Source organism: Halomonas sp. Bachu 37 (genome assembly GCF_039691755.1).
Lineage (GTDB): Bacteria > Pseudomonadota > Gammaproteobacteria > Pseudomonadales > Halomonadaceae > Vreelandella > Vreelandella kashgarensis.
This window is the reverse complement of sequence record NZ_CP137552.1, coordinates 2626835-2643873: the sequence shown is the minus strand read 5'-3', so window position 1 is coordinate 2643873 and position 17039 is coordinate 2626835. Positions and strand designations below refer to the sequence as shown.

Here is a 17039-nt window from a genome sequence, read left to right as displayed (position 1 = left end):
GCTGACTTACTCCTCGAGGCCGAACTTTTTATCCAGCTGATTCATTTTCCAGGCGTAGAAGAAAATGATGCCGATAAACGTCAAGATTGAGCCCTGTTGAGCAAACCAGAAGCCAAGGTCCGTACCGCCGACGGGTATGCCGGCAAGCAACGGGCGAAACAGGATGGCACAGCCATAAGAGACGAATGCCCAGACAACTAGGCAACCCGCAATTGTTTTAACGTTTGCCGACCAGTAAGCAGCAGCATTTGATTTATCATCTGCCATAGTGTCGCTCTCCACTTGTTATTTAAGTTTGGAAATTGCACTGAGAATTATCATGACCCCAAATAATACTGGGCAATAAACGCCAAAATTAAATCCCAGACTTTGGTATCATGGTTACGATTCCAACGGAATGTTTTTTAAAAATACCATGAAATCAGCTTGTTGGTATGCTCTTTTGGTCTTGATGCCGGGCTTTTCCGCGATACAGACGATAGTCTAGGTATTTTAAGAAAACGGGACTTTGCTATCCTGCCAAGATGTGCTCTGTATCGTTTCGCAGTAAGTAAAGACGGAATGTTAGTGGGCGTTACTAAGGTCTTAATCCTTTAGTCACATGCTCCCGGCTTTAGCCTGGGCATGCCTGAACGATGCATTGCGTTTCTTTTTCGCTAAAAGTTGCAGTAGTGCTTAATGCCACCCTCGCGGTTATCGGCCGTCGTGGCTTGGCTCAACCAGTGTGACCCAGGAGCAACGGCCATGGTGGATATCGATCTCTCTCATCCTCCCTTCACATTGCTCGACGATGAAGGACGGGAAAGGATACGCAGCGGTATCGACCTGGCTTATTTCGACCGCGACGAGATCATTCTCGAAACAGGCCAGCCCGGCGAGTTCGTATTTCTGATTCACAAGGGAGAGGTCGCCGAACTCGACCCCACGCTACCCACCGCCAACTCGCGCATAGGTCATTACACAGCCGGCGATCTGTTCGGCGCCATCAGCATCATCAACGGCACCAGTCGCTATCGATTCCAGGCGGAACAGGAGTGCCTGTGCTATCTGCTGCCCAAGGCACTATTTCAACAGCTCTGCCGCAAATATCCTGAATTCAATGATTTCTTCCGCCAGACCTTGGCGCATAAAGCCCGCTTGCTGACTCACAAGCGCGCTGAAGGCGGCGTGACAATGGCCGGCTTCATGCTGGCAACCGTCAGTGAATGCATGCGTGCTCCGTTGATGGTGGACGCCTCGCTCTCCATTGCCGACGCGGTTCCCAGGCTCAATGAAGGGCATGCCGACAGTCTACTGGTGAAAAGTGACCAAGGGGTCGGCATGGTCACCAAGACGGACTTGCTCAATGCCCTGGTGATCAAGGGTATGGCCCAGCAAGACCCGATCGAACGGATCGCCCATTTCACCTTGATTACCTCCTCGGCCGATCAATACCTGTTCGAGGCACTGGTGGCCATGACGCGGCACAAGGTATCGCGTGTCGTGGTGATGGAGGGCGACGAAGCCGCCGGTGTGGTGGAGCTTACCGACGTGCTGAGCTTTTTCTCCAGCCGCAGTTATGTGGTCAGCCTGCAGGTTGAACAAGCCGCGACTCTCGAAGAGCTGGCGGCGGCAAGTCGGCGCACACCGGAACTGGTCAAGGCGCTGATGGCCCAAGGAGTCAAGCTACGCTTTGCCATGGACCTGCTGGCCGCGCTCAATGGGCGAATCATCAACAAGGCGTGGGAATTCGTGGTCGAGGCACCCTACCGCAGTGAAAGCTGTCTCATGGTGATGGGTAGTGAAGGGCGGGGCGAGCAGATACTCAAAACCGATCAGGATAATGGCTTGATCCTCCCCGACAGCCTGGAGTGGCCGGATATGGCCCCCGCCATGGAAGAAGTGACCCGTACACTGGTGGCACTGGGATACCCACCATGTCCCGGCAACATCATGGTTTCCAATCCCGAGTGGGTAGCCACGGAAAGCCAATGGAAGGGCAACATTGCCCGCTGGGCCAGTGCCCGCGATGGCGATAGTCTGATGAAACTAGCAATCATGCTGGATTCCCATGCCGTTGCAGGTAATCCCAAGTTGCTCGAGCGAGTGCGGGAGGAGTTGTTCGAGCGCTGTTCGCGGGATGAAATTCTGCTTTCCTACTTCGCCCGTACCGCGCTGCGCTTCTCCACACCGCTGACTCTGTTCGGTTCTTTGAAAAAGCCGCAACACGGTATCGATATCAAGAAAGGCGGGATCTTTCCCATCGTCCACGGGGTGCGCACCATGGCTCTGGAGCGACGCATCACGGCGACTTCCACACTGGAGCGTCTGGAGGCGCTGGTGATCGATGGACGGCTGGAAAAGCGTTTTGCCGAGGATTTGGGTGAAGCCCTGGCACTTTTTACCGAGCTGCGTCTAAAGCAGCAATTGGCCCAGTTGGAAGGCGACGGTGACGAAAGCCGGTCCGAGCGCGTCGTGGTGCAGGAACTGTCGTCGCTGGAGCGGGACCTGCTGCGTGAAGCACTACATATCGTCAAGGATTTCAAGCAACGGCTATCCCACCGGTACCACCTAGAATACTCATGAGCCGTGCCTGGGACAGGGCGGAGCCACACTTACAGGGAGTCCGAACATGTTGAAAGCACTGCGTCGCGAGAGTAATCGCCGACGTTACGCCAAGTCGCCTTATGCCTGGCTTTTCCAGCCTTATACCGGCGATGAGCTGGTGGCCATCGACTGTCGGACCACACGTGACGCAGGGGGGGCGGGGGAGCTATTTACCATCGCCATGGTCAAGGTTCGTCAAGATCGTGTCCTGACCAGCGGCGCCCAGATATTGCATATCCTCCCTCGGCAGGCGTTGAGTCGCAAGACTGTCTTCCACCTTCAACTGGAGGGAGTGGATTTCGATGCGATGCTGCCTTGCGATGAGGCATTGGAAAAGCTGCTTGCTTTTATCGGCACACGCCCCTTGGTCGGGTGGCGTCTGGAAAGCGGCCTGGCGGTATTGAATCAATATCTGGAGCGGCAGCTGGGGTTTGAATTGCCCAATGCTCAGATCGATGTTGCCCAGTTGCACATGCGTCAGCTACGCCGGTTGCACCCGCAAGTCGAGCTCCTGCCACGTTTGTCCCAAGTGGCTCGGCAGTGGAATATTCCCCGGTTGGCTTCTCCGGAAGCATTGGCGGACGCCACCACGACAGCCTTGATCTACATGCGTCAGCAGCGAGCTCTCACCGCGAGCGGGTGAACCGAGACGATAGGCGGTGGGCCCGATAAAGGCTGGCATGATATTGGTAGCCAAGGGGGGAGTGTTGCTAGAATGCGCCTTCGACAATCCAGTGACCGGCAGCCCCCATGCACCAAGCTAAACAGTTTGATCCTCGGACGTCTCATCTCTCCACGCCATCACCGAAGGCGATACCGGAAGAAGCCAAGGCCCGACAAAAGCGCGAATTCAACAAGTTGCAAAAGCGTCTGCGCCGGCAAGCGGGCAACGCCATCATCGATTATTCGATGATCCAGGAAGGCGACAGGGTGATGGTGTGTCTTTCAGGCGGAAAGGACAGCTACACCCTGCTTGAGATTCTGCGCAACCTGCAGCGCAATGCGCCGGTTGATTTCTCCCTGGTGGCGGTCAACCTGGATCAGAAACAGCCGGGGTTCCCCGAGCATGTGCTGCCTGCCTATCTGGAAGGCTTAGGGGTGGAGTATCACATTCTCGAGCGGGATACGTATTCGGTAGTCAAGGAGAAAACTCCGGAAGGCAAGACCACCTGTGCCCTGTGCTCGCGCTTGCGGCGTGGTTCGCTTTACGGCTTCGCCGAGGAGATAGGTGCGACCAAGATTGCACTGGGTCATCATCGGGAAGATATCCTGGAGACGCTTTTCCTGAATCTTTTCTTTGGCGGCAGCCTGAAGGCGATGCCACCCAAGCTGCTCTCGGATGATGGTCGCAATATCCTGATTCGCCCCCTGGCTTACTGCAAGGAGAGCGATATTGCCGAATTTTCCCGTCTCATGCAGTTCCCCATCATCCCCTGCAACCTGTGCGGCTCCCAGCCCAATCTCCAACGGCAACTGGCCAAGGAGATGCTGATGGAGTGGGACAGGAAATATCCGGGTCGACTTGAGAGCATGTTCAAGGCGGTGACCAATGTTGCGCCGTCGCAGCTGGCGGATCGCGACTTGTTCGATTTTGCTGGTCTGGAGGCCAGGCAGGCTGACTTGAAAGCCAGCCGTATCGATGCCTTTAACCTGGGCTGATTTCCTGCTGTTCTTCCTCAGCTAGTGAAATCAAAGCCGGCATATCCAGAATATTGACTTCGCGCCCCGAGACCGCCACCACATGCTGGGTCTGAAATCGGCTAAGGATGCGGCTGACAGTTTCCACTGCCAGGCCCAGGTAATTGCCGATGTCTGCACGCGACATGGATAGCCTGAAGCTGTACGGGGAGTAGCCGCGCCGGCGGAAACGGTCGGACAGAGTAGTGAGAAAACTTGCCAAGCGTTGATCGGCGGTCTTGCGTGAGAGCAGGCGCATCATGCGCCGGTCATCGCGCAATTCCTTGCTCATGCTGCGGTATAGCTGGCCGCGAAGCTCGGGAAGTTCCTCCGACAGCAGGTCCAGCCTGTCGAAAGGAATCTCGCAGACCGTGGTGGTCTCCAGGGCGATGACACTACCCGGATAATGTTGTTCGTCGATGCCGTCCAGGCCTACCAGCTCGCTGGGCAAGAAAAAGTTGGTGAGCTGGTCGTTGCCGTTACCTTCGGTGGTGACTTGCTTGAGGCTACCGGAACGCACGGCAAACACGCTGGTGAAAGCGTCTCCCTGGCGTAGCAAAGGCTCACCTTTCTTGAGCGGTGCTCGGCGGCGGATGATGGCATCGAACTGGCCCATGTCTTCCACTGCGAGGGCCAGCGGTAGGCACAGCGAGCTGAGACTGCAGGTTTGGCAACGAGTCTCATGTAACATGGCTCGCCGTCGACTCATGGTATCCGGCATGGGTTCCTCCATAATGGATGGTTACGACCATTATGGAGAATTAAGCGCTGGCGGCAAGCACTGATGTGTCGATATGTAGCGCAAATGAAGTAAAATTTTGATCAAGCTTAATTAATTGAGTTTATGAAAAAAGTCGTAGTCTCTTGGTGCGGGCCAATTACATGATACGCGAATAGCACTGGCCATGTTGCAAATGGGTATCGAACGCCATGGCCAGATGACGAATCATTAGCCGTCCTATGGCAGTTGCCGTAAAGCGGTTCCCGTCGCGTCTGACAAGACCATCCCGCTCCGCCTCCTCCAGTTTGCTCACCGCATCCGCCAGGTAAGCGACCCCATCGACACTCCACGTCTGCCCCAACTGGTCCAGATCCAGCGCCATATCGCACATCAGCCGCTCGATGGCGTGGCGACGAATCAGATCGTCACGGCTCAAGCGCAGCCCGCGTGCCGTTGCCAGGTGCCCGTTATCCAACGCCTCTTCGTAGCCCGCTAGGTGAGTCGGGTTCTGAGCATAGACATCATCCACCCGACTGATAGCCGAGACGCCCAGGCCGACCAGGTCACACTGGGCATGGCTTGAATAGCCCTGAAAGTTGCGCTGGAGCGTCCCTTGCCGCTGGGCAGTGACGAGACTGTCATCGGGTCGCGCGAAATGATCCATGCCGATATGCACGTAGCCTGCCTGAGTGAGCATCTCGATGGTAGTCTGCAGGATGGCCAGTTTCTCTTCGGGACCGGGAAGATCTTCCTTGTTGATGCGTCGTTGAGGGAAGAAGCGCTCGGGCATATGCGCGTAATTGAACACAGAGAGCCGAGCCGGATTCAACGCAATTACCTGCTCCAGGGTATTGGCAAAGCTGTCACGGGTCTGAAACGGCAAGCCGTAGATCAGGTCCAGGTTCAGCGAGCGAAAGCCGAGACGGTAGGCCTCTTCCATCAACGTTTCGGTCAGCACGCGGGGCTGGAGCCGGTTCATGGCTTGCTGAACCCGAGTATCGAGATCCTGTACACCGAGACTGATGCGATTGAAGCCCAAGGCTTGAATGTGGCGCAGGGTAAACACGTCGGCTTCGCGCGGGTCGATCTCGATTGCGTAGTCGCGGTCCGGAGAGCTGGACAGACCGAAGCGAGCATCCAGGCGATCTACCAGATCGCTCATCTGGCTCAATGTCAGGAACGTGGGGGTGCCGCCGCCCCAATGGAGTTGTTCCACCGCACGCGATGAATCCAGATGGCGCGAGGTAAGCACCATCTCCCGATCGAGGCGTGACACATAGGGCTCCACCGGATCGGTAGCCTGAGTGGTGATCTTGTTGCGCGCGCAATAGAAGCAGATATTGCGACAGAATGGGATATGCAGATAAAGCGACAGGGAGCGGCCGCTGTCATTGCTCCGTTCGAGTGCAGCAGTGAAGCCATGCTCACCGAACCCCTCGTGAAACGACAGGGCGGTGGGATAGGACGTGTAACGAGGGCTATTTTGGTCATAGCGGCGTAGTAGCGTCTCATCCCAGCCGGGAGTGGCCAGGACTCCGCTTGGTGCCGAGCATGCGGTGTTGGCTTGAGCGGCCATGAAGAGCTCCGGTATCCAGTAAGATACCGGTGATGCTAGTCCCTCCGTTGAATGAAGGGGTTGAGCTGGGTCAAGGAAGCGTAGTGTTCACTAATGCGCGCCAGAAGAGATGGTGGAGATTGACCATAACTGCCACAAGGCAAATGCAATGATGCTCAGGGCGGCGATGGTGCGGGTGGCTCGGTGCCGTATCAGACCACTTAACTGTCGAGCGGCCATGCCGGTGACCAGCAGCGCCGGCAATGTGCCTAAGCCGAAAGCCCCCATCAGAGCAGCGCCTTGCCAGGGGTCGGCAATCGCCAGGCTCCAGGCGAGCATGGAATAGACCAGCCCACACGGCAGCCAGCCCCACACCGCGCCCAGCATGACGGCCTGGGGAATGCGGACCACCGGAATCAAACGCCTCCCCAGCGGCTCCAGGTAACGCCACAGGCGCTTGCCCACGGCTTCCACCTTGAGCAAGCCTTTCCACCAGTCGGCGATATATAGCGCCATCAAAATCAGCATCACGGCGGCGAAGCCTTGAAGCATCCGGCCCGCGAGCGGAGACAATGCCAGGAGCGTGCCCAGCCCCGCCACCAGCGCGCCTGCCAGCATATAGCTCGAGATGCGCCCGATATTGTAGCCCAGCAGTAATCCCGAAAGCCTTGCCGGATGACGCATGCTGGGCGGTACGGCAAAAGTCAGGGCGCTCATGATCCCGCCGCACATGCCGATGCAGTGGGCCCCGCCCAGCAGGCCGAAAACAAAGGCGGCAAGAAGCGGTGGGAGATCAGTTCCGGTCGGATTCATCGTTCGACGTATCCTTTGTCGCAGGCGGTGGGGAGCGGCGCCGTGCACGCTCCTCCGGGGTCAGGTCATTTTCATCCTCGTCGAACAGGATACGGTGTGCCGGGCCTTCCAGGTCATCGAACTGGTCGTTTTTAACTGCCCAGAAAAATGCCCAGACCGCTAGACCAAGCAGGATCAGCGACAGCGGGATCAATAGATAGAGGATGCTCATGACGTCACCGGAGTGGGTAATGGGTTAGCCGCCGGTGTCGCCTTTCTGCGCCAACGCGACAGGCGCAGGGCATTGCCCACCACGATCAATGAACTCAACGACATGCCGATAGCCGCGGCCCAGGGGGGTATCAAGCCCAAGGCCGCCAGTGGCAGGGCGGAGAAGTTGTAGCATACCGACCAGGCCATGTTCTGGCGCATGACGCGTCGGGTGGCGCGGGAAATTTCCACGGCATCGGCAACACGCATCAAGCGGGGGCTCAGCAGCACGGCGTCGGCCTTGGTGCGCGCCAGGTCCGTCGCGCCGTTCATGGCAATGGCCACATCGGCACCGGCCAGGACCGGAATATCGTTGATGCCATCGCCTATCATGGCCACGGTTTCCCCCGCGGCCTGCAGAGCCTGGATGCGCTCGAGCTTGCCTTCCGGACTGGTACCTGACTGCCATGTAGCGATGCCCAGTTGCCGGGCGAGGCTTGCCACTGCCTGGGAGGTATCGCCCGAGAGCAGTTCCACTTCCAGACCCGCCGCCTGCAGTGCCGCCACTGTCTCGCCGGCATCCTCGCGGATGGCGTCGTGCAGGCCGAACCAGGCGCATGGTTCTCCCTCTTTCGCGAGCAGCAGCCAGTAACCTTCGTCGGGCGGCTCAAGCGAGTGAGACGGAGCGGCAAATTGCGGTTTGCCCAAGCGCCAACGAGCACCGTTCATGTCGCCCTCAATACCGTGGCCGGTATGGCTCATTACATCGCGAGCTTGTAGCGTGGCATCACGGAAGGGGCGGAAGGCGCGGGCAATGGGGTGCTCCGAATGAGCTTCCAGCGCTGCCGCGATGGTGCAGGCACGTGAAGAATCAATATCTCCCAAAGGTTGAGTATGGACCAGCTGCATCTCGCCGCGGGTCAAGGTGCCGGTCTTGTCGAAGATGACGCGGTCAAGCTGGGAGAGAGTTTCCATGGCGTCGGCCCGCGTGATCAGCACACCGCGGCGGCGCAGTTGCCCATGACCGGCGGTCAGCGCGGTGGGTGTGGCCAGGGCGAGGGCACAAGGACAGGTCACGACCAGTACCGAAAGGGTGATCCACAACACGCGTGATGGATCGATGAACCACCAGATCGCGGCCACCCCGAGAGTGACAACGAGCAGTCGAAGCACGAAAAGATGTGCCATTCGAGCCGCCAGTTGCGCCAGGCGTGGCCGGCTGGCGAAGGCGCGATCGGTAAGATCGACGATCCCGGCGACCCGGGCATCCCGGCCAGCATGGGTAACCCGCACGGTAAGGGGGCTCTCCATGTTCTGGCTTCCCCCGATCACACCTTCACCGACCCGCCGGGTTACTGGCAGGTACTCACCTGTCAGCATGGACTCGTCGAGGCTGGACTCCCCTTGCTCGATGATGCCATCGGCGGGGACGTTGTGCCCCGGTTTTATCAGAATGAGATCACCCGCCTGAAGCTCGGATGCCGGCAGGATGCGCTCATTGCCATGCTCGTCCAGCGAGATGGCGGAAAGCGGCAGGGCACCGGCGAGGGCGTTGCCGCTATGTCCGCTGCGCCGCCTCGCTCGAGCCTCCACGTAACGCCCGAAAAGCAGGAAGAAGGTGAACATGGCGACCGAGTCGAAATAGACGTCCCCCTGGCCGCTTATCACGGCGTAGCCACTGGCGACATAGGCACCCCCGATGGCCAGGGAAACCGGTACGTCCATACCCAGCACGCGTGTTTTCAGATCGCGCAGGGCATTGCGGAAAAAGGGCATGGCGGAGAAAAACACCACCGGTGTCGCCAGCGCAAATGAGAGCCAGTGAAAAAGCGCATAAAAGTCGGCACTGATCTCGCCCGGTGCGGCAACGTAGATGGGTATCGAGAACATCATGACCTGCATCATGCCCACGGCGGCGATGATCAGGCGGCGGACATTCATCCGCTCCTCGTATTGCAGCCTTGCTTGCGCCTGATCCGGTTCGTAAGGCTGTGAGTGGTAGCCGATCCCCGCCATTTCCGCGAGCAGCTGCGATAATTTGATTTCTCGAGGGTCCCAGCTGATCCGGACCCGGTGATGCGTCAGGTTGACCGCACTCGAAGCCACCCCCGGCAAAGCGTTCAGGCGGTGCTCGATCAGCCAGGCACAGGCCGCGCAGGTAATGCCTTCCACGGCCAGGGTAATCGCGACGGTATCGCGATCCGCTTCGGGGTGGACGAACTCCTGTTGAAGGCCGGGATCGTCGAAGACACTCCATGTTTCCGCCCGGGCCGCCTGACGGTCATCGGGCCGTTCGGGAAGCTCCGTACGAAATCGGTAATAGCTCTCCAGGCCGCCATCGACGATGGCGTGGGCCACCGCTTCACAACCCGGGCAGCAAAGTGGATGAGTCTGCTCGTCCAGGGTAATGGTCCAGGTTGGCGCCGCAGGCACCGGATTACCGCAGTGATAACATGCCGTAATGTCTTGTGCAGAAGGAGCCTGAGCGTTCATGGATACCTGTCGAGTGGATGGAAGCTGTTGACGTTCGACGAAGCGCGGCCGTGAAGAAAATATCAACAGCCCCTAGAGTCCCGGCGTCAAGTCGATGGTCTCCTCGCTGGGGAAGGTGGCTTCACCGGTAAGGCGCCATTCAGCATCGCGCCCTGCTGACGGTTGCAGCTGCAGATACCAGCGATGACGCAGGGGCTCGTCAATGACCGTGACGTAACGACCGCCATGGAGATGATCGAGCACCAATGACCGATCACGGCCGCCAGCCGTGGGAAAGATAAGCGATAGATGGAGCTGGTCGGGGCGACGCTCGCCTTCCAGGTCGACGACGATATCCCCGGTACGTGAATCTACCAGCAGGGAGGCTGCCAGACTCAGGGTCTGGGCATGCTCCTGCTTGGCCAACTGCTCGTTGATAGCCAGGCCATCCTTGTAGTAGTCCTGTTGCACCGAGCCATCGTAAAATTTAATCGACATCACCAGATACAGCGTACTGAATGCGATCGACGAGAACAGCAGTCCGATTAGAAACCAGGGCCAGAACTGCTTGTACCAGGGAGGTACGTCGGAAGTAGTCGGGGCCATGCTTATCTCCTGAGATTACCAAGAAAGCGTATGTCACGCTCCAGGCGTATATTATCGTCTTGTTGCGACATGACATGCAGCGTCAGCGAATGGCTGGGCTGTTCGATGACTTCCTGGTCGGCGCTGATATCGATGATCAGCAAGCGCGATTCACCGGCGGCCACCGTAAGTGACTGACGATCCATGGCAAGCCCCGGGAGGCCCGTGACATCCAGTTCATAGGTATGGTCGCGGTCGTCCAGGTTACGTACGTTCAATGTGTAGACATTGCTGATGCGTCCGTCGCGGGTCATTTGATACAACTGGGTGCGCTCGCGTTCCACATCGACATCCAGTGGCAGCCGGTCGCTAACCGCCCAGGCAAACAATCCGACCATGGCGATCAAGGCGGCAAGATAGCCAAGTAGCCGTGGCCGCAGGATATGGGTCTTCTTGCCCTCCAAGGCATTTTCGGTGGTATAGCGTATAAGGCCGCGAGGATAGCCCATCTTGTCCATGACGCTATCGCAGGCATCGATACAGGCAGCGCAGGTAATGCACTCATACTGCAGCCCATCGCGGATATCGATGCCGGTGGGACAGACCTGTACGCAAAGTTCGCAGTCGATGCAATCCCCCAACCCTTTTTCCTTGGGATCGATGCCGCGCTTACGTGCGCCCCGTTGTTCCCCCCGCGCTGCGTCATAGGAAACGATCAGCGTGTCACGGTCGAACATTACCGACTGGAAACGGGCGTACGGGCACATATAGATGCACACTTGCTCGCGTAGCCACCCGGCATTCAAGTAGGTGAAGACCAGGAAGAACCCGACCCAGAAATACGACCATCCGTGAGCTTCCAGCGTAGGCAACTCCACGACCAGTTGTCGTATGGGAGTGAAGTAACCGACAAAGGTAAGACCTGTAGCCAGCGCGATCAGCAGCCAGATGGAATGCTTGGCAGTCTTGCGCCAGGCCTTCTCACGGCTCATTGGCTGTTTATCGAGCCTGATGCGCTTGTTGCGCGGGCCTTCGATGCGATGTTCCACCCAGATGAACAGATAGGTCCATACGCTCTGCGGACAGGTATAGCCGCACCAGACACGCCCGGCAAAAACGGTAATGAAAAACAGGCCGAAGGCGCAAATGATCAGTAACCAGGAAAGCAGGATGAACTCCTGCGGATAGAAAGTGCTGGCAAAGAGATGGAATTCCCGGCTTGGCAAGTCGAACCAGATGAGCGGCCGCCCCCCCCACTGAATCCAGGGGAGAAGGAAAAAAGCCATCATCAAGACCCAGTTGGCACTGCGGCGAATTTTCTGGAAGAAACCTTTGATCTCGCGCACGTAGATATGCTGCCGTTTGGCATACATTTCCTGCGTGACGCTCTGACCCTGGGGCATATGATGGCCCACCGGATCCGGTGTTACATCTTGGCTGGGTATTTTTTCCATGGCAGTGTCGTAACTCTGAAGGGCAGATGAACTGCAGGGGATAGGCCGCTATTGTATCCACCCATGGTCGCCTACAAGAAAGGGTGCGACTCGAAGCCGCACCCTTTCATGGTAAAACGCTTAGGAAATCAATCGCGTAGGCGAAGGCTGTAAACGTAGGCCGCAACCAGGTGTACACGCTCTTCACCGATGTAAGAGGCTTGTGCCGGCATATGACCGTTACGGCCGTTACGCAGCGTCTGGCGTACCGAGTCCGCTACTTCCTGACCCGGCGCCAGATACAGCCAGGTATCGTTGGTCAGGTTGGGTGCGCCGAGAGCCTGGTTGCCGGTGCCGCTTGGGCCATGGCATGCGGCACACACCGAGCCAAAGGTCGACTCTCCCTGGCTGGCGAGTTCGGCGTCGTGCTCCAGGTCGGATAGAGAGAGAACGAATTGCGTCAGGTTCTCGATATTTCTCTCCCCCAGTTGTTGCCATGAAGGCATCAAGCCGTTACGCCCATTGTGAAGCGTGGTCAGAATGTTGTCCGGCTCTCCGCCGTACAGCCAGTCATCATCGGTCAGGTCAGGAAATCCGTAGCCACCCTGAGCATTGGAGCCATGACAGACGGCGCAGTTATTTTGATAAATGCGTTCGGCCACCTGCATTGCTTCGGGATCCTGCGCCAGCTCGGGGATGGGAACTTCTTCGTACTGAGCGAAAATCGGCGTGAAGCGTTCCTCGGCTCTTGCCACTTCTTCTTCCCACTGGCCTTCCTGGGTCCAGCCCAGCACTCCAGCGAAGTTGCCCAGCCCCGGGTACAGCACCAGGTAACCTAGCGAGAAAACGATAGTGGCAACAAACAGCTGGAACCACCACTTGGGCAATGCGTTGTCGTACTCTTCGATTCCATCTGCTGCGTGCCCTGTGGTTTCCACATTGCCTTCGGCATCCGGTGTCTTGTCAGTGCGGCGGTTGGCGAACAGGATCCATGCGCTGAAGGCGATCGTGCCCAGCGTGATGATGATGATCCAGGCACTCCAGAAGCCGGGTAGGGAGTCATCCCAGAGATTGTTCATGCGTTTTTGTCTCCCCTGTCTTTGCGGGACTCCGCCTCATCGTCTTGTGAGGCGGTATTGTCACGGTGCGGTAGCTCATCATCATCGGCAAAAGGCAGCTCGGCCGCTTCATCGAAGTCCGGCTTGCGTCGCTTGGAATAGGCCCACCAGGTGATGCCCAGAAAAGCGATGATCAAGACCAGCGTAATGAGACCGCGAAAGGTTCCCGTATCCATAAATTAACGTGTGCCTTCGAGCACGGTTCCGAGTTGCTGCAAGTAAGCGATCAGTGCAGTGATCTCCTGCGTGCCGCGTACTTCATTCGTGGCATTCGCAATCTGTTCGTCGGTGTAGGGGACTCCCAGGGTACGCAGGGTGCGCATCATGGCGGGCAGATCTTCACCATCGACGGTACGTTCGAATAGCCAGGGGTAGGACGGCATGACGGATTCGGGAACTACATCGCGCGGGTTGTACAGGTGAGCCCGGTGCCAGTCATCGCTGTAGCGGGTGCCCACGCGCGCCAGATCCGGGCCGGTACGCTTGGACCCCCATAGGAAGTTGTGCTCGTAGACCGACTCGCCAGCTACACTGTAGTGACCATAACGCTCGGTTTCCGCACGAAACGGGCGAATCATCTGGGAGTGGCAGCTGACGCAGCCTTCGCGACGATAGATGTTGCGGCCTTCCAGTTCCAGGGCCGATAGCGGCTCGAGTCCTTCGACCGGCTCCGTCGTCTGCTTCTGGAAGAATAGCGGTACCACCTCCGCCAGACCGCCGAAGCTGATCACCACCAGGATTAGAACGGCAAGCAGACCGACGTTCTTTTCAACAATCTCGTGTTTCATTGGTCTTGTATTCCCCGTTTAAGCCGCTTGCGGTGCAGGCTGCTGGCGAATGGCTTCGCTGCGCTTGACCGTCATGTACACGTTGTAGGCCATGATCAGCATGCCGGTAACCCAGAACAGGCCGCCAATCAAACGGACGAAGTATCCTGGCGCGCTAGCTTCCACAGATTCCACGAAGGTGTACATCAGGGTGCCGTCCGGATTGATGGCACGCCACATCAGGCCTTGCAGGATGCCGTTGACCCACATCGAGGCGATGTACAGCACAGTGCCGATGGTGGCTAGCCAGAAGTGCACGGCGATCAAATTGACCGAATGCATTTCGATGCGGCCGAACAGTCGCGGTATCAGGTGATACATCGAACCGATAGTGATCATTGCCACCCAGCCCAGGGCGCCGGCATGTACATGGCCGATCGTCCAGTCTGTGTAGTGCGACAAGGCATTGACCGTCTTGATGGCCATCATCGGGCCTTCGAAAGTGGACATGCCGTAGAACGACAGAGCGACTACCAGAAAGCGCAGTGTCGGATCGGTACGCAGCTTATGCCAGGCACCAGACAGGGTCATCATGCCGTTGATCATGCCACCCCAGGAGGGCGCCAGCAGGATGATCGACATGACCATGCCCAGTGACTGGGCCCAGTTGGGCAGAGCGGTATAGTGCAGGTGGTGCGGGCCGGCCCACATGTAGACCATGATCAGCGCCCAGAAGTGGACGATGGAAAGACGGTAGGAGTAGATGGGGCGTTCGGCCTGCTTGGGCACGAAGTAATACATCATGCCCAGGAAACCCGCCGTCAGGAAGAAGCCTACCGCATTATGGCCGTACCACCATTGCACCATGGCGTCGATAGCGCCGGCATAGATTGAGGTAGAGTACATCGGCGTGACCGGAATTGCCGCGTTATTGACGATGTGCAGCACTGCCACGGTCAATATGAAGGCTGCAAAGAACCAGTTGGCCACGTAGATATGTGACGTCGTGCGTTTTTTTATCGTCATCAGAAAGACGATGGCGTAGCTGATCCAGACCACCGCGATCAAGATGTTGATCGGCCATTCGAGCTCAGCGTACTCCTTGGTGGTGGTGTAACCGAGAGGCAAGGAGATGACCGCCGACAGAATGACCGCTTGCCAGCCCCAGAACGTAAAGGCAGCAAGCTTGTCGGAGAAGAGCCGAGCCTGGCAGGTACGCTGCACCACGTAGTACGAGGTGGCGAAAAGTGCCGAACCACCGAAGGCGAAAATGACGGCATTGGTATGCAGCGGACGTAGACGTCCAAACGTGATCCAAGGCAGGTCGAGGTTCAGTTGCGGCCAGACAAGTTGTGCGGCGAGGATGACACCGATAGTCATGCCCACGATGCCCCACACCACTGTCATGATCGCGAACTGCCGCACTACCTTGTAATTGTAGGTCGGGTGTTCTAGTGCTGTGTTCATTTAATGTTCCCATCGAACGCGGTTAGGTGTAACCCGTGGCATTTTGCCCGGATGCGGCCACCCGCTTGCTGATGCAGGTCAAGAATCCGCTGCAGATTCTAGCGCAGCTAAGCTTCAAGCTGAACACATCAAAAGGGGAAGAGGCGTCGCATGACGTATGATTGATGTTTAGCTGTTCGCCAGGTGCTTATGATTTGGGTCACGCTTTCGTGCTAGCGTTAAGTTAGCCAGCGAAGGAAATAAACAGGAGAAAAACAAGCTATTAGTCCACGCTGAGCATTTTTCCGCCGAAAACGGTGAGGCTGGAGATAGCGCATATTGAGCGAGACTATCGCAGCATGGGATCGGCCCGGCAAACGGATCATGCGACAAATTGACACGCGATGGTAGCGGCGGTCTCGGGCGTGGAGGAGAGGCCCGAGTAACAGGATGACATGCAAGCGCCTATGATGTCGGATATTGTCGCCAGTTTGCATATAAGGATTGACTAACGGGAACGCATGACGCATCCTGCACCCCGCTCACGCAGTGTTGCCGGGAAGTTGGTAAAAAGCTTGTTGAAAGCGTTGACAACCCCGGGTAGTTCTGTAGAATGCAGCGCCACGTGACCAGCGGGTGGTTAGCTCAGTTGGGAGAGCACCAGCCTTACAAGCTGGGGGTCACTGGTTCGAACCCAGTACCACCCACCATCACGCAAGTGATCTGATCATGTTGAATGGTAGTCGTAACAGCAGTAAAGAAGAACGCAGTCTAGAGTTTAGATGCATATAGCGGACCGGTAGTTCAGTTGGTTAGAATGCCGGCCTGTCACGCCGGAGGTCGCGAGTTCGAGTCTCGTCCGGTCCGCCAGCATCCCCTCAGTGTCTCGCTTTTCTTCAGTATTGTCATAATGCGGACCGGTAGTTCAGTTGGTTAGAATGCCGGCCTGTCACGCCGGAGGTCGCGAGTTCGAGTCTCGTCCGGTCCGCCATGACGACAATACCCTTCCGATTTATCCAATGCTTTTTGCGTGGGGTGATTAGCTCAGTTGGTTAGAGCACCAGCCTCACATGCTGGGGGTCACTGGTTCGAATCCGGTATCACCCACCACGCGGACCGGTAGTTCAGTTGGTTAGAATGCCGGCCTGTCACGCCGGAGGTCGCGAGTTCGAGTCTCGTCCGGTCCGCCATCTAGCATTACGAATTCCAAGCCCCGGGTCAGCTATCTGATCCGGGGCTTTCGTTTGCTTCAGGCGTTGAGTGCTGCTATCCCCGCCTTGGCCACCTGGGCATCCTGATCCGGCTTGACCCCGGAAATGCCCACGGCGCCCACCACCTGGCCTTCCACCAGCACCGGGACGCCACCCTCAAGCAATCCTTCCAGCGGAGCGGAAAGAAAGGCATTGCGGCCGTTGTTGATCATGTCCTCGAATATCTTGGTTTCCTTGCGTCCGAGTGCGGCGCTGCGCGCTTTCTCTGTCGCTACATAGGCCGACATGGGGGCAGCGTTATCGAGTCGGCGCAGGCCGAGCAAATGGCCGCCGTCATCGCTGACGGCCACCGTAACCGCCCAGCCGTTGGCTTGTGCTTCCTTTTGGGCGGCATCGAGGATGGCCGACACGTCGTCCTGGGATAAAACGGATTTGGTTTGCATTGCAGTCTCCTGGGTTAAGTGGT

At 57.6% G+C, this 17039-nt stretch carries 17 protein-coding genes and 5 tRNA genes; 9 read left to right on the top strand and 13 right to left on the bottom strand.

Translation table 11 applies throughout. The features are described 5' to 3' along the window. Positions 1-6: 6 nt before the first annotated feature. A complete protein-coding gene (locus R5M92_RS12195; protein ID WP_346796216.1) occupies positions 7-267 on the bottom strand; it encodes a DUF4212 domain-containing protein in 261 nt (86 codons plus the stop codon). A gap of 477 nt (positions 268-744) precedes the next feature. Between R5M92_RS12195 and R5M92_RS12190 the strand changes: the two genes are divergently transcribed. The 3 genes from R5M92_RS12190 (at position 745) to ttcA (ending at position 4245) form a co-directional block, all read left to right on the top strand. Beyond that, entirely contained in the window at positions 745-2565 is a 1821-nt protein-coding gene (locus R5M92_RS12190) for a putative nucleotidyltransferase substrate binding domain-containing protein (RefSeq protein WP_346796215.1), read from the top strand. Between the two features lie 46 nt (positions 2566-2611). Further along, positions 2612-3229 carry a 3'-5' exonuclease gene (locus R5M92_RS12185; protein WP_346796214.1) on the top strand — a complete coding sequence of 206 codons (618 nt, stop codon included), beginning with the start codon at positions 2612-2614 and terminating at the stop codon, positions 3227-3229. A gap of 107 nt (positions 3230-3336) precedes the next feature. Further along, the gene (gene ttcA / locus R5M92_RS12180) at positions 3337-4245 is read left to right on the top strand and encodes a tRNA 2-thiocytidine(32) synthetase TtcA (protein ID WP_346796213.1); all 909 of its coding nucleotides are present in this window, start codon (positions 3337-3339) and stop codon (positions 4243-4245) included. Here ttcA and fnr read toward each other — a convergent pair. From fnr to ccoN, 11 genes are all read right to left on the bottom strand, one after another. Continuing rightward, complete coding sequence (gene fnr, locus R5M92_RS12175; protein ID WP_346796212.1) at positions 4232-4984, bottom strand: fumarate/nitrate reduction transcriptional regulator Fnr; 753 nt, start codon at positions 4982-4984, stop codon at positions 4232-4234. The two genes, ttcA and fnr, sit on opposite strands and share 14 nt — an antisense overlap. Before the next feature lie 157 nt (positions 4985-5141). Continuing rightward, positions 5142-6560: an oxygen-independent coproporphyrinogen III oxidase gene (gene hemN, locus R5M92_RS12170; RefSeq protein ID WP_346796211.1), complete on the bottom strand. Its 1419-nt coding sequence runs from the start codon at positions 6558-6560 to the stop codon at positions 5142-5144. A 90-nt stretch (positions 6561-6650) separates the two neighbouring features. Beyond that, positions 6651-7352, bottom strand: a complete 702-nt coding sequence (locus tag R5M92_RS12165; RefSeq protein WP_346796210.1) for a sulfite exporter TauE/SafE family protein — start codon at positions 7350-7352, stop codon at positions 6651-6653. Beyond that, positions 7333-7563, bottom strand: a complete 231-nt coding sequence (gene ccoS / locus R5M92_RS12160; RefSeq protein WP_346796209.1) for a cbb3-type cytochrome oxidase assembly protein CcoS — start codon at positions 7561-7563, stop codon at positions 7333-7335. Before ccoS ends, R5M92_RS12165 begins: the two co-directional genes overlap by 20 nt. After that, positions 7560-10034 (bottom strand): heavy metal translocating P-type ATPase, encoded by a 2475-nt coding sequence (locus R5M92_RS12155; RefSeq protein WP_346796208.1) that lies wholly within the window; start codon positions 10032-10034, stop codon positions 7560-7562. Before R5M92_RS12155 ends, ccoS begins: the two co-directional genes overlap by 4 nt. 72 nt (positions 10035-10106) lie before the next feature. Next, complete coding sequence (locus R5M92_RS12150; RefSeq protein ID WP_346796207.1) at positions 10107-10619, bottom strand: FixH family protein; 513 nt, start codon at positions 10617-10619, stop codon at positions 10107-10109. A 2-nt stretch (positions 10620-10621) separates the two neighbouring features. Further along, positions 10622-12052, bottom strand: coding sequence for a cytochrome c oxidase accessory protein CcoG (gene ccoG / locus R5M92_RS12145; protein ID WP_346796206.1), 1431 nt, complete (start codon positions 12050-12052; stop codon positions 10622-10624). A 128-nt stretch (positions 12053-12180) separates the two neighbouring features. Beyond that, positions 12181-13110, bottom strand: coding sequence for a cytochrome-c oxidase, cbb3-type subunit III (gene ccoP / locus R5M92_RS12140; RefSeq protein ID WP_346796205.1), 930 nt, complete (start codon positions 13108-13110; stop codon positions 12181-12183). Continuing rightward, a complete protein-coding gene (locus tag R5M92_RS12135; protein WP_346796204.1) occupies positions 13107-13325 on the bottom strand; it encodes a cbb3-type cytochrome c oxidase subunit 3 in 219 nt (72 codons plus the stop codon). The genes ccoP and R5M92_RS12135 overlap by 4 nt, the downstream gene beginning before the upstream one ends. A gap of 3 nt (positions 13326-13328) precedes the next feature. Next, complete coding sequence (gene ccoO / locus R5M92_RS12130) at positions 13329-13937, bottom strand: cytochrome-c oxidase, cbb3-type subunit II (RefSeq protein WP_346796203.1); 609 nt, start codon at positions 13935-13937, stop codon at positions 13329-13331. 18 nt (positions 13938-13955) lie between these two features. Then, positions 13956-15383 carry a cytochrome-c oxidase, cbb3-type subunit I gene (gene ccoN, locus R5M92_RS12125; RefSeq protein WP_346796202.1) on the bottom strand — a complete coding sequence of 476 codons (1428 nt, stop codon included), beginning with the start codon at positions 15381-15383 and terminating at the stop codon, positions 13956-13958. A gap of 35 nt (positions 15384-15418) precedes the next feature. On the opposite strand from ccoN, the gene R5M92_RS12120 reads away from it, so the two are divergent. From R5M92_RS12120 to R5M92_RS12095, 6 genes are all read left to right on the top strand, one after another. Then, the gene (locus tag R5M92_RS12120) at positions 15419-15544 is read left to right on the top strand and encodes a hypothetical protein (RefSeq protein ID WP_346796201.1); all 126 of its coding nucleotides are present in this window, start codon (positions 15419-15421) and stop codon (positions 15542-15544) included. Between the two features lie 452 nt (positions 15545-15996). Next, a tRNA-Val gene (locus tag R5M92_RS12115) sits at positions 15997-16072 on the top strand. An 83-nt stretch (positions 16073-16155) separates the two neighbouring features. Continuing rightward, positions 16156-16232 (top strand) — tRNA-Asp (locus tag R5M92_RS12110). Positions 16233-16276: 44 nt separating this feature from the next. After that, a tRNA-Asp gene (locus R5M92_RS12105) sits at positions 16277-16353 on the top strand. 42 nt (positions 16354-16395) lie between these two features. After that, positions 16396-16472: transfer RNA gene (locus tag R5M92_RS12100), tRNA-Val, on the top strand. A 3-nt stretch (positions 16473-16475) separates the two neighbouring features. Next, positions 16476-16552 (top strand) — tRNA-Asp (locus R5M92_RS12095). A gap of 59 nt (positions 16553-16611) precedes the next feature. Here the strand turns inward: R5M92_RS12095 and R5M92_RS12090 are convergent. Beyond that, positions 16612-17016 (bottom strand): heme-binding protein, encoded by a 405-nt coding sequence (locus tag R5M92_RS12090; protein ID WP_346796200.1) that lies wholly within the window; start codon positions 17014-17016, stop codon positions 16612-16614. Positions 17017-17039 lie beyond the last annotated feature (23 nt).

What these genes read in the sequence shown, in the direction of transcription:
- R5M92_RS12195 (WP_346796216.1), bottom strand. Translation starts at nt 267, where the DNA reads ATGGCAGATGATAAATCAAATGCTGCTGCTTACTGGTCGGCAAACGTT.
- R5M92_RS12190 (WP_346796215.1), top strand. Translation starts at nt 745, where the DNA reads ATGGTGGATATCGATCTCTCTCATCCTCCCTTCACATTGCTCGACGAT.
- R5M92_RS12185 (WP_346796214.1), top strand. Translation starts at nt 2,612, where the DNA reads ATGTTGAAAGCACTGCGTCGCGAGAGTAATCGCCGACGTTACGCCAAG.
- ttcA (WP_346796213.1), top strand. Translation starts at nt 3,337, where the DNA reads ATGCACCAAGCTAAACAGTTTGATCCTCGGACGTCTCATCTCTCCACG.
- fnr (WP_346796212.1), bottom strand. Translation starts at nt 4,984, where the DNA reads ATGCCGGATACCATGAGTCGACGGCGAGCCATGTTACATGAGACTCGT.
- hemN (WP_346796211.1), bottom strand. Translation starts at nt 6,560, where the DNA reads ATGGCCGCTCAAGCCAACACCGCATGCTCGGCACCAAGCGGAGTCCTG.
- R5M92_RS12165 (WP_346796210.1), bottom strand. Translation starts at nt 7,352, where the DNA reads ATGAATCCGACCGGAACTGATCTCCCACCGCTTCTTGCCGCCTTTGTT.
- ccoS (WP_346796209.1), bottom strand. Translation starts at nt 7,563, where the DNA reads ATGAGCATCCTCTATCTATTGATCCCGCTGTCGCTGATCCTGCTTGGT.
- R5M92_RS12155 (WP_346796208.1), bottom strand. Translation starts at nt 10,034, where the DNA reads ATGAACGCTCAGGCTCCTTCTGCACAAGACATTACGGCATGTTATCAC.
- R5M92_RS12150 (WP_346796207.1), bottom strand. Translation starts at nt 10,619, where the DNA reads ATGGCCCCGACTACTTCCGACGTACCTCCCTGGTACAAGCAGTTCTGG.
- ccoG (WP_346796206.1), bottom strand. Translation starts at nt 12,052, where the DNA reads ATGGAAAAAATACCCAGCCAAGATGTAACACCGGATCCGGTGGGCCAT.
- ccoP (WP_346796205.1), bottom strand. Translation starts at nt 13,110, where the DNA reads ATGAACAATCTCTGGGATGACTCCCTACCCGGCTTCTGGAGTGCCTGG.
- R5M92_RS12135 (WP_346796204.1), bottom strand. Translation starts at nt 13,325, where the DNA reads ATGGATACGGGAACCTTTCGCGGTCTCATTACGCTGGTCTTGATCATC.
- ccoO (WP_346796203.1), bottom strand. Translation starts at nt 13,937, where the DNA reads ATGAAACACGAGATTGTTGAAAAGAACGTCGGTCTGCTTGCCGTTCTA.
- ccoN (WP_346796202.1), bottom strand. Translation starts at nt 15,383, where the DNA reads ATGAACACAGCACTAGAACACCCGACCTACAATTACAAGGTAGTGCGG.
- R5M92_RS12090 (WP_346796200.1), bottom strand. Translation starts at nt 17,016, where the DNA reads ATGCAAACCAAATCCGTTTTATCCCAGGACGACGTGTCGGCCATCCTC.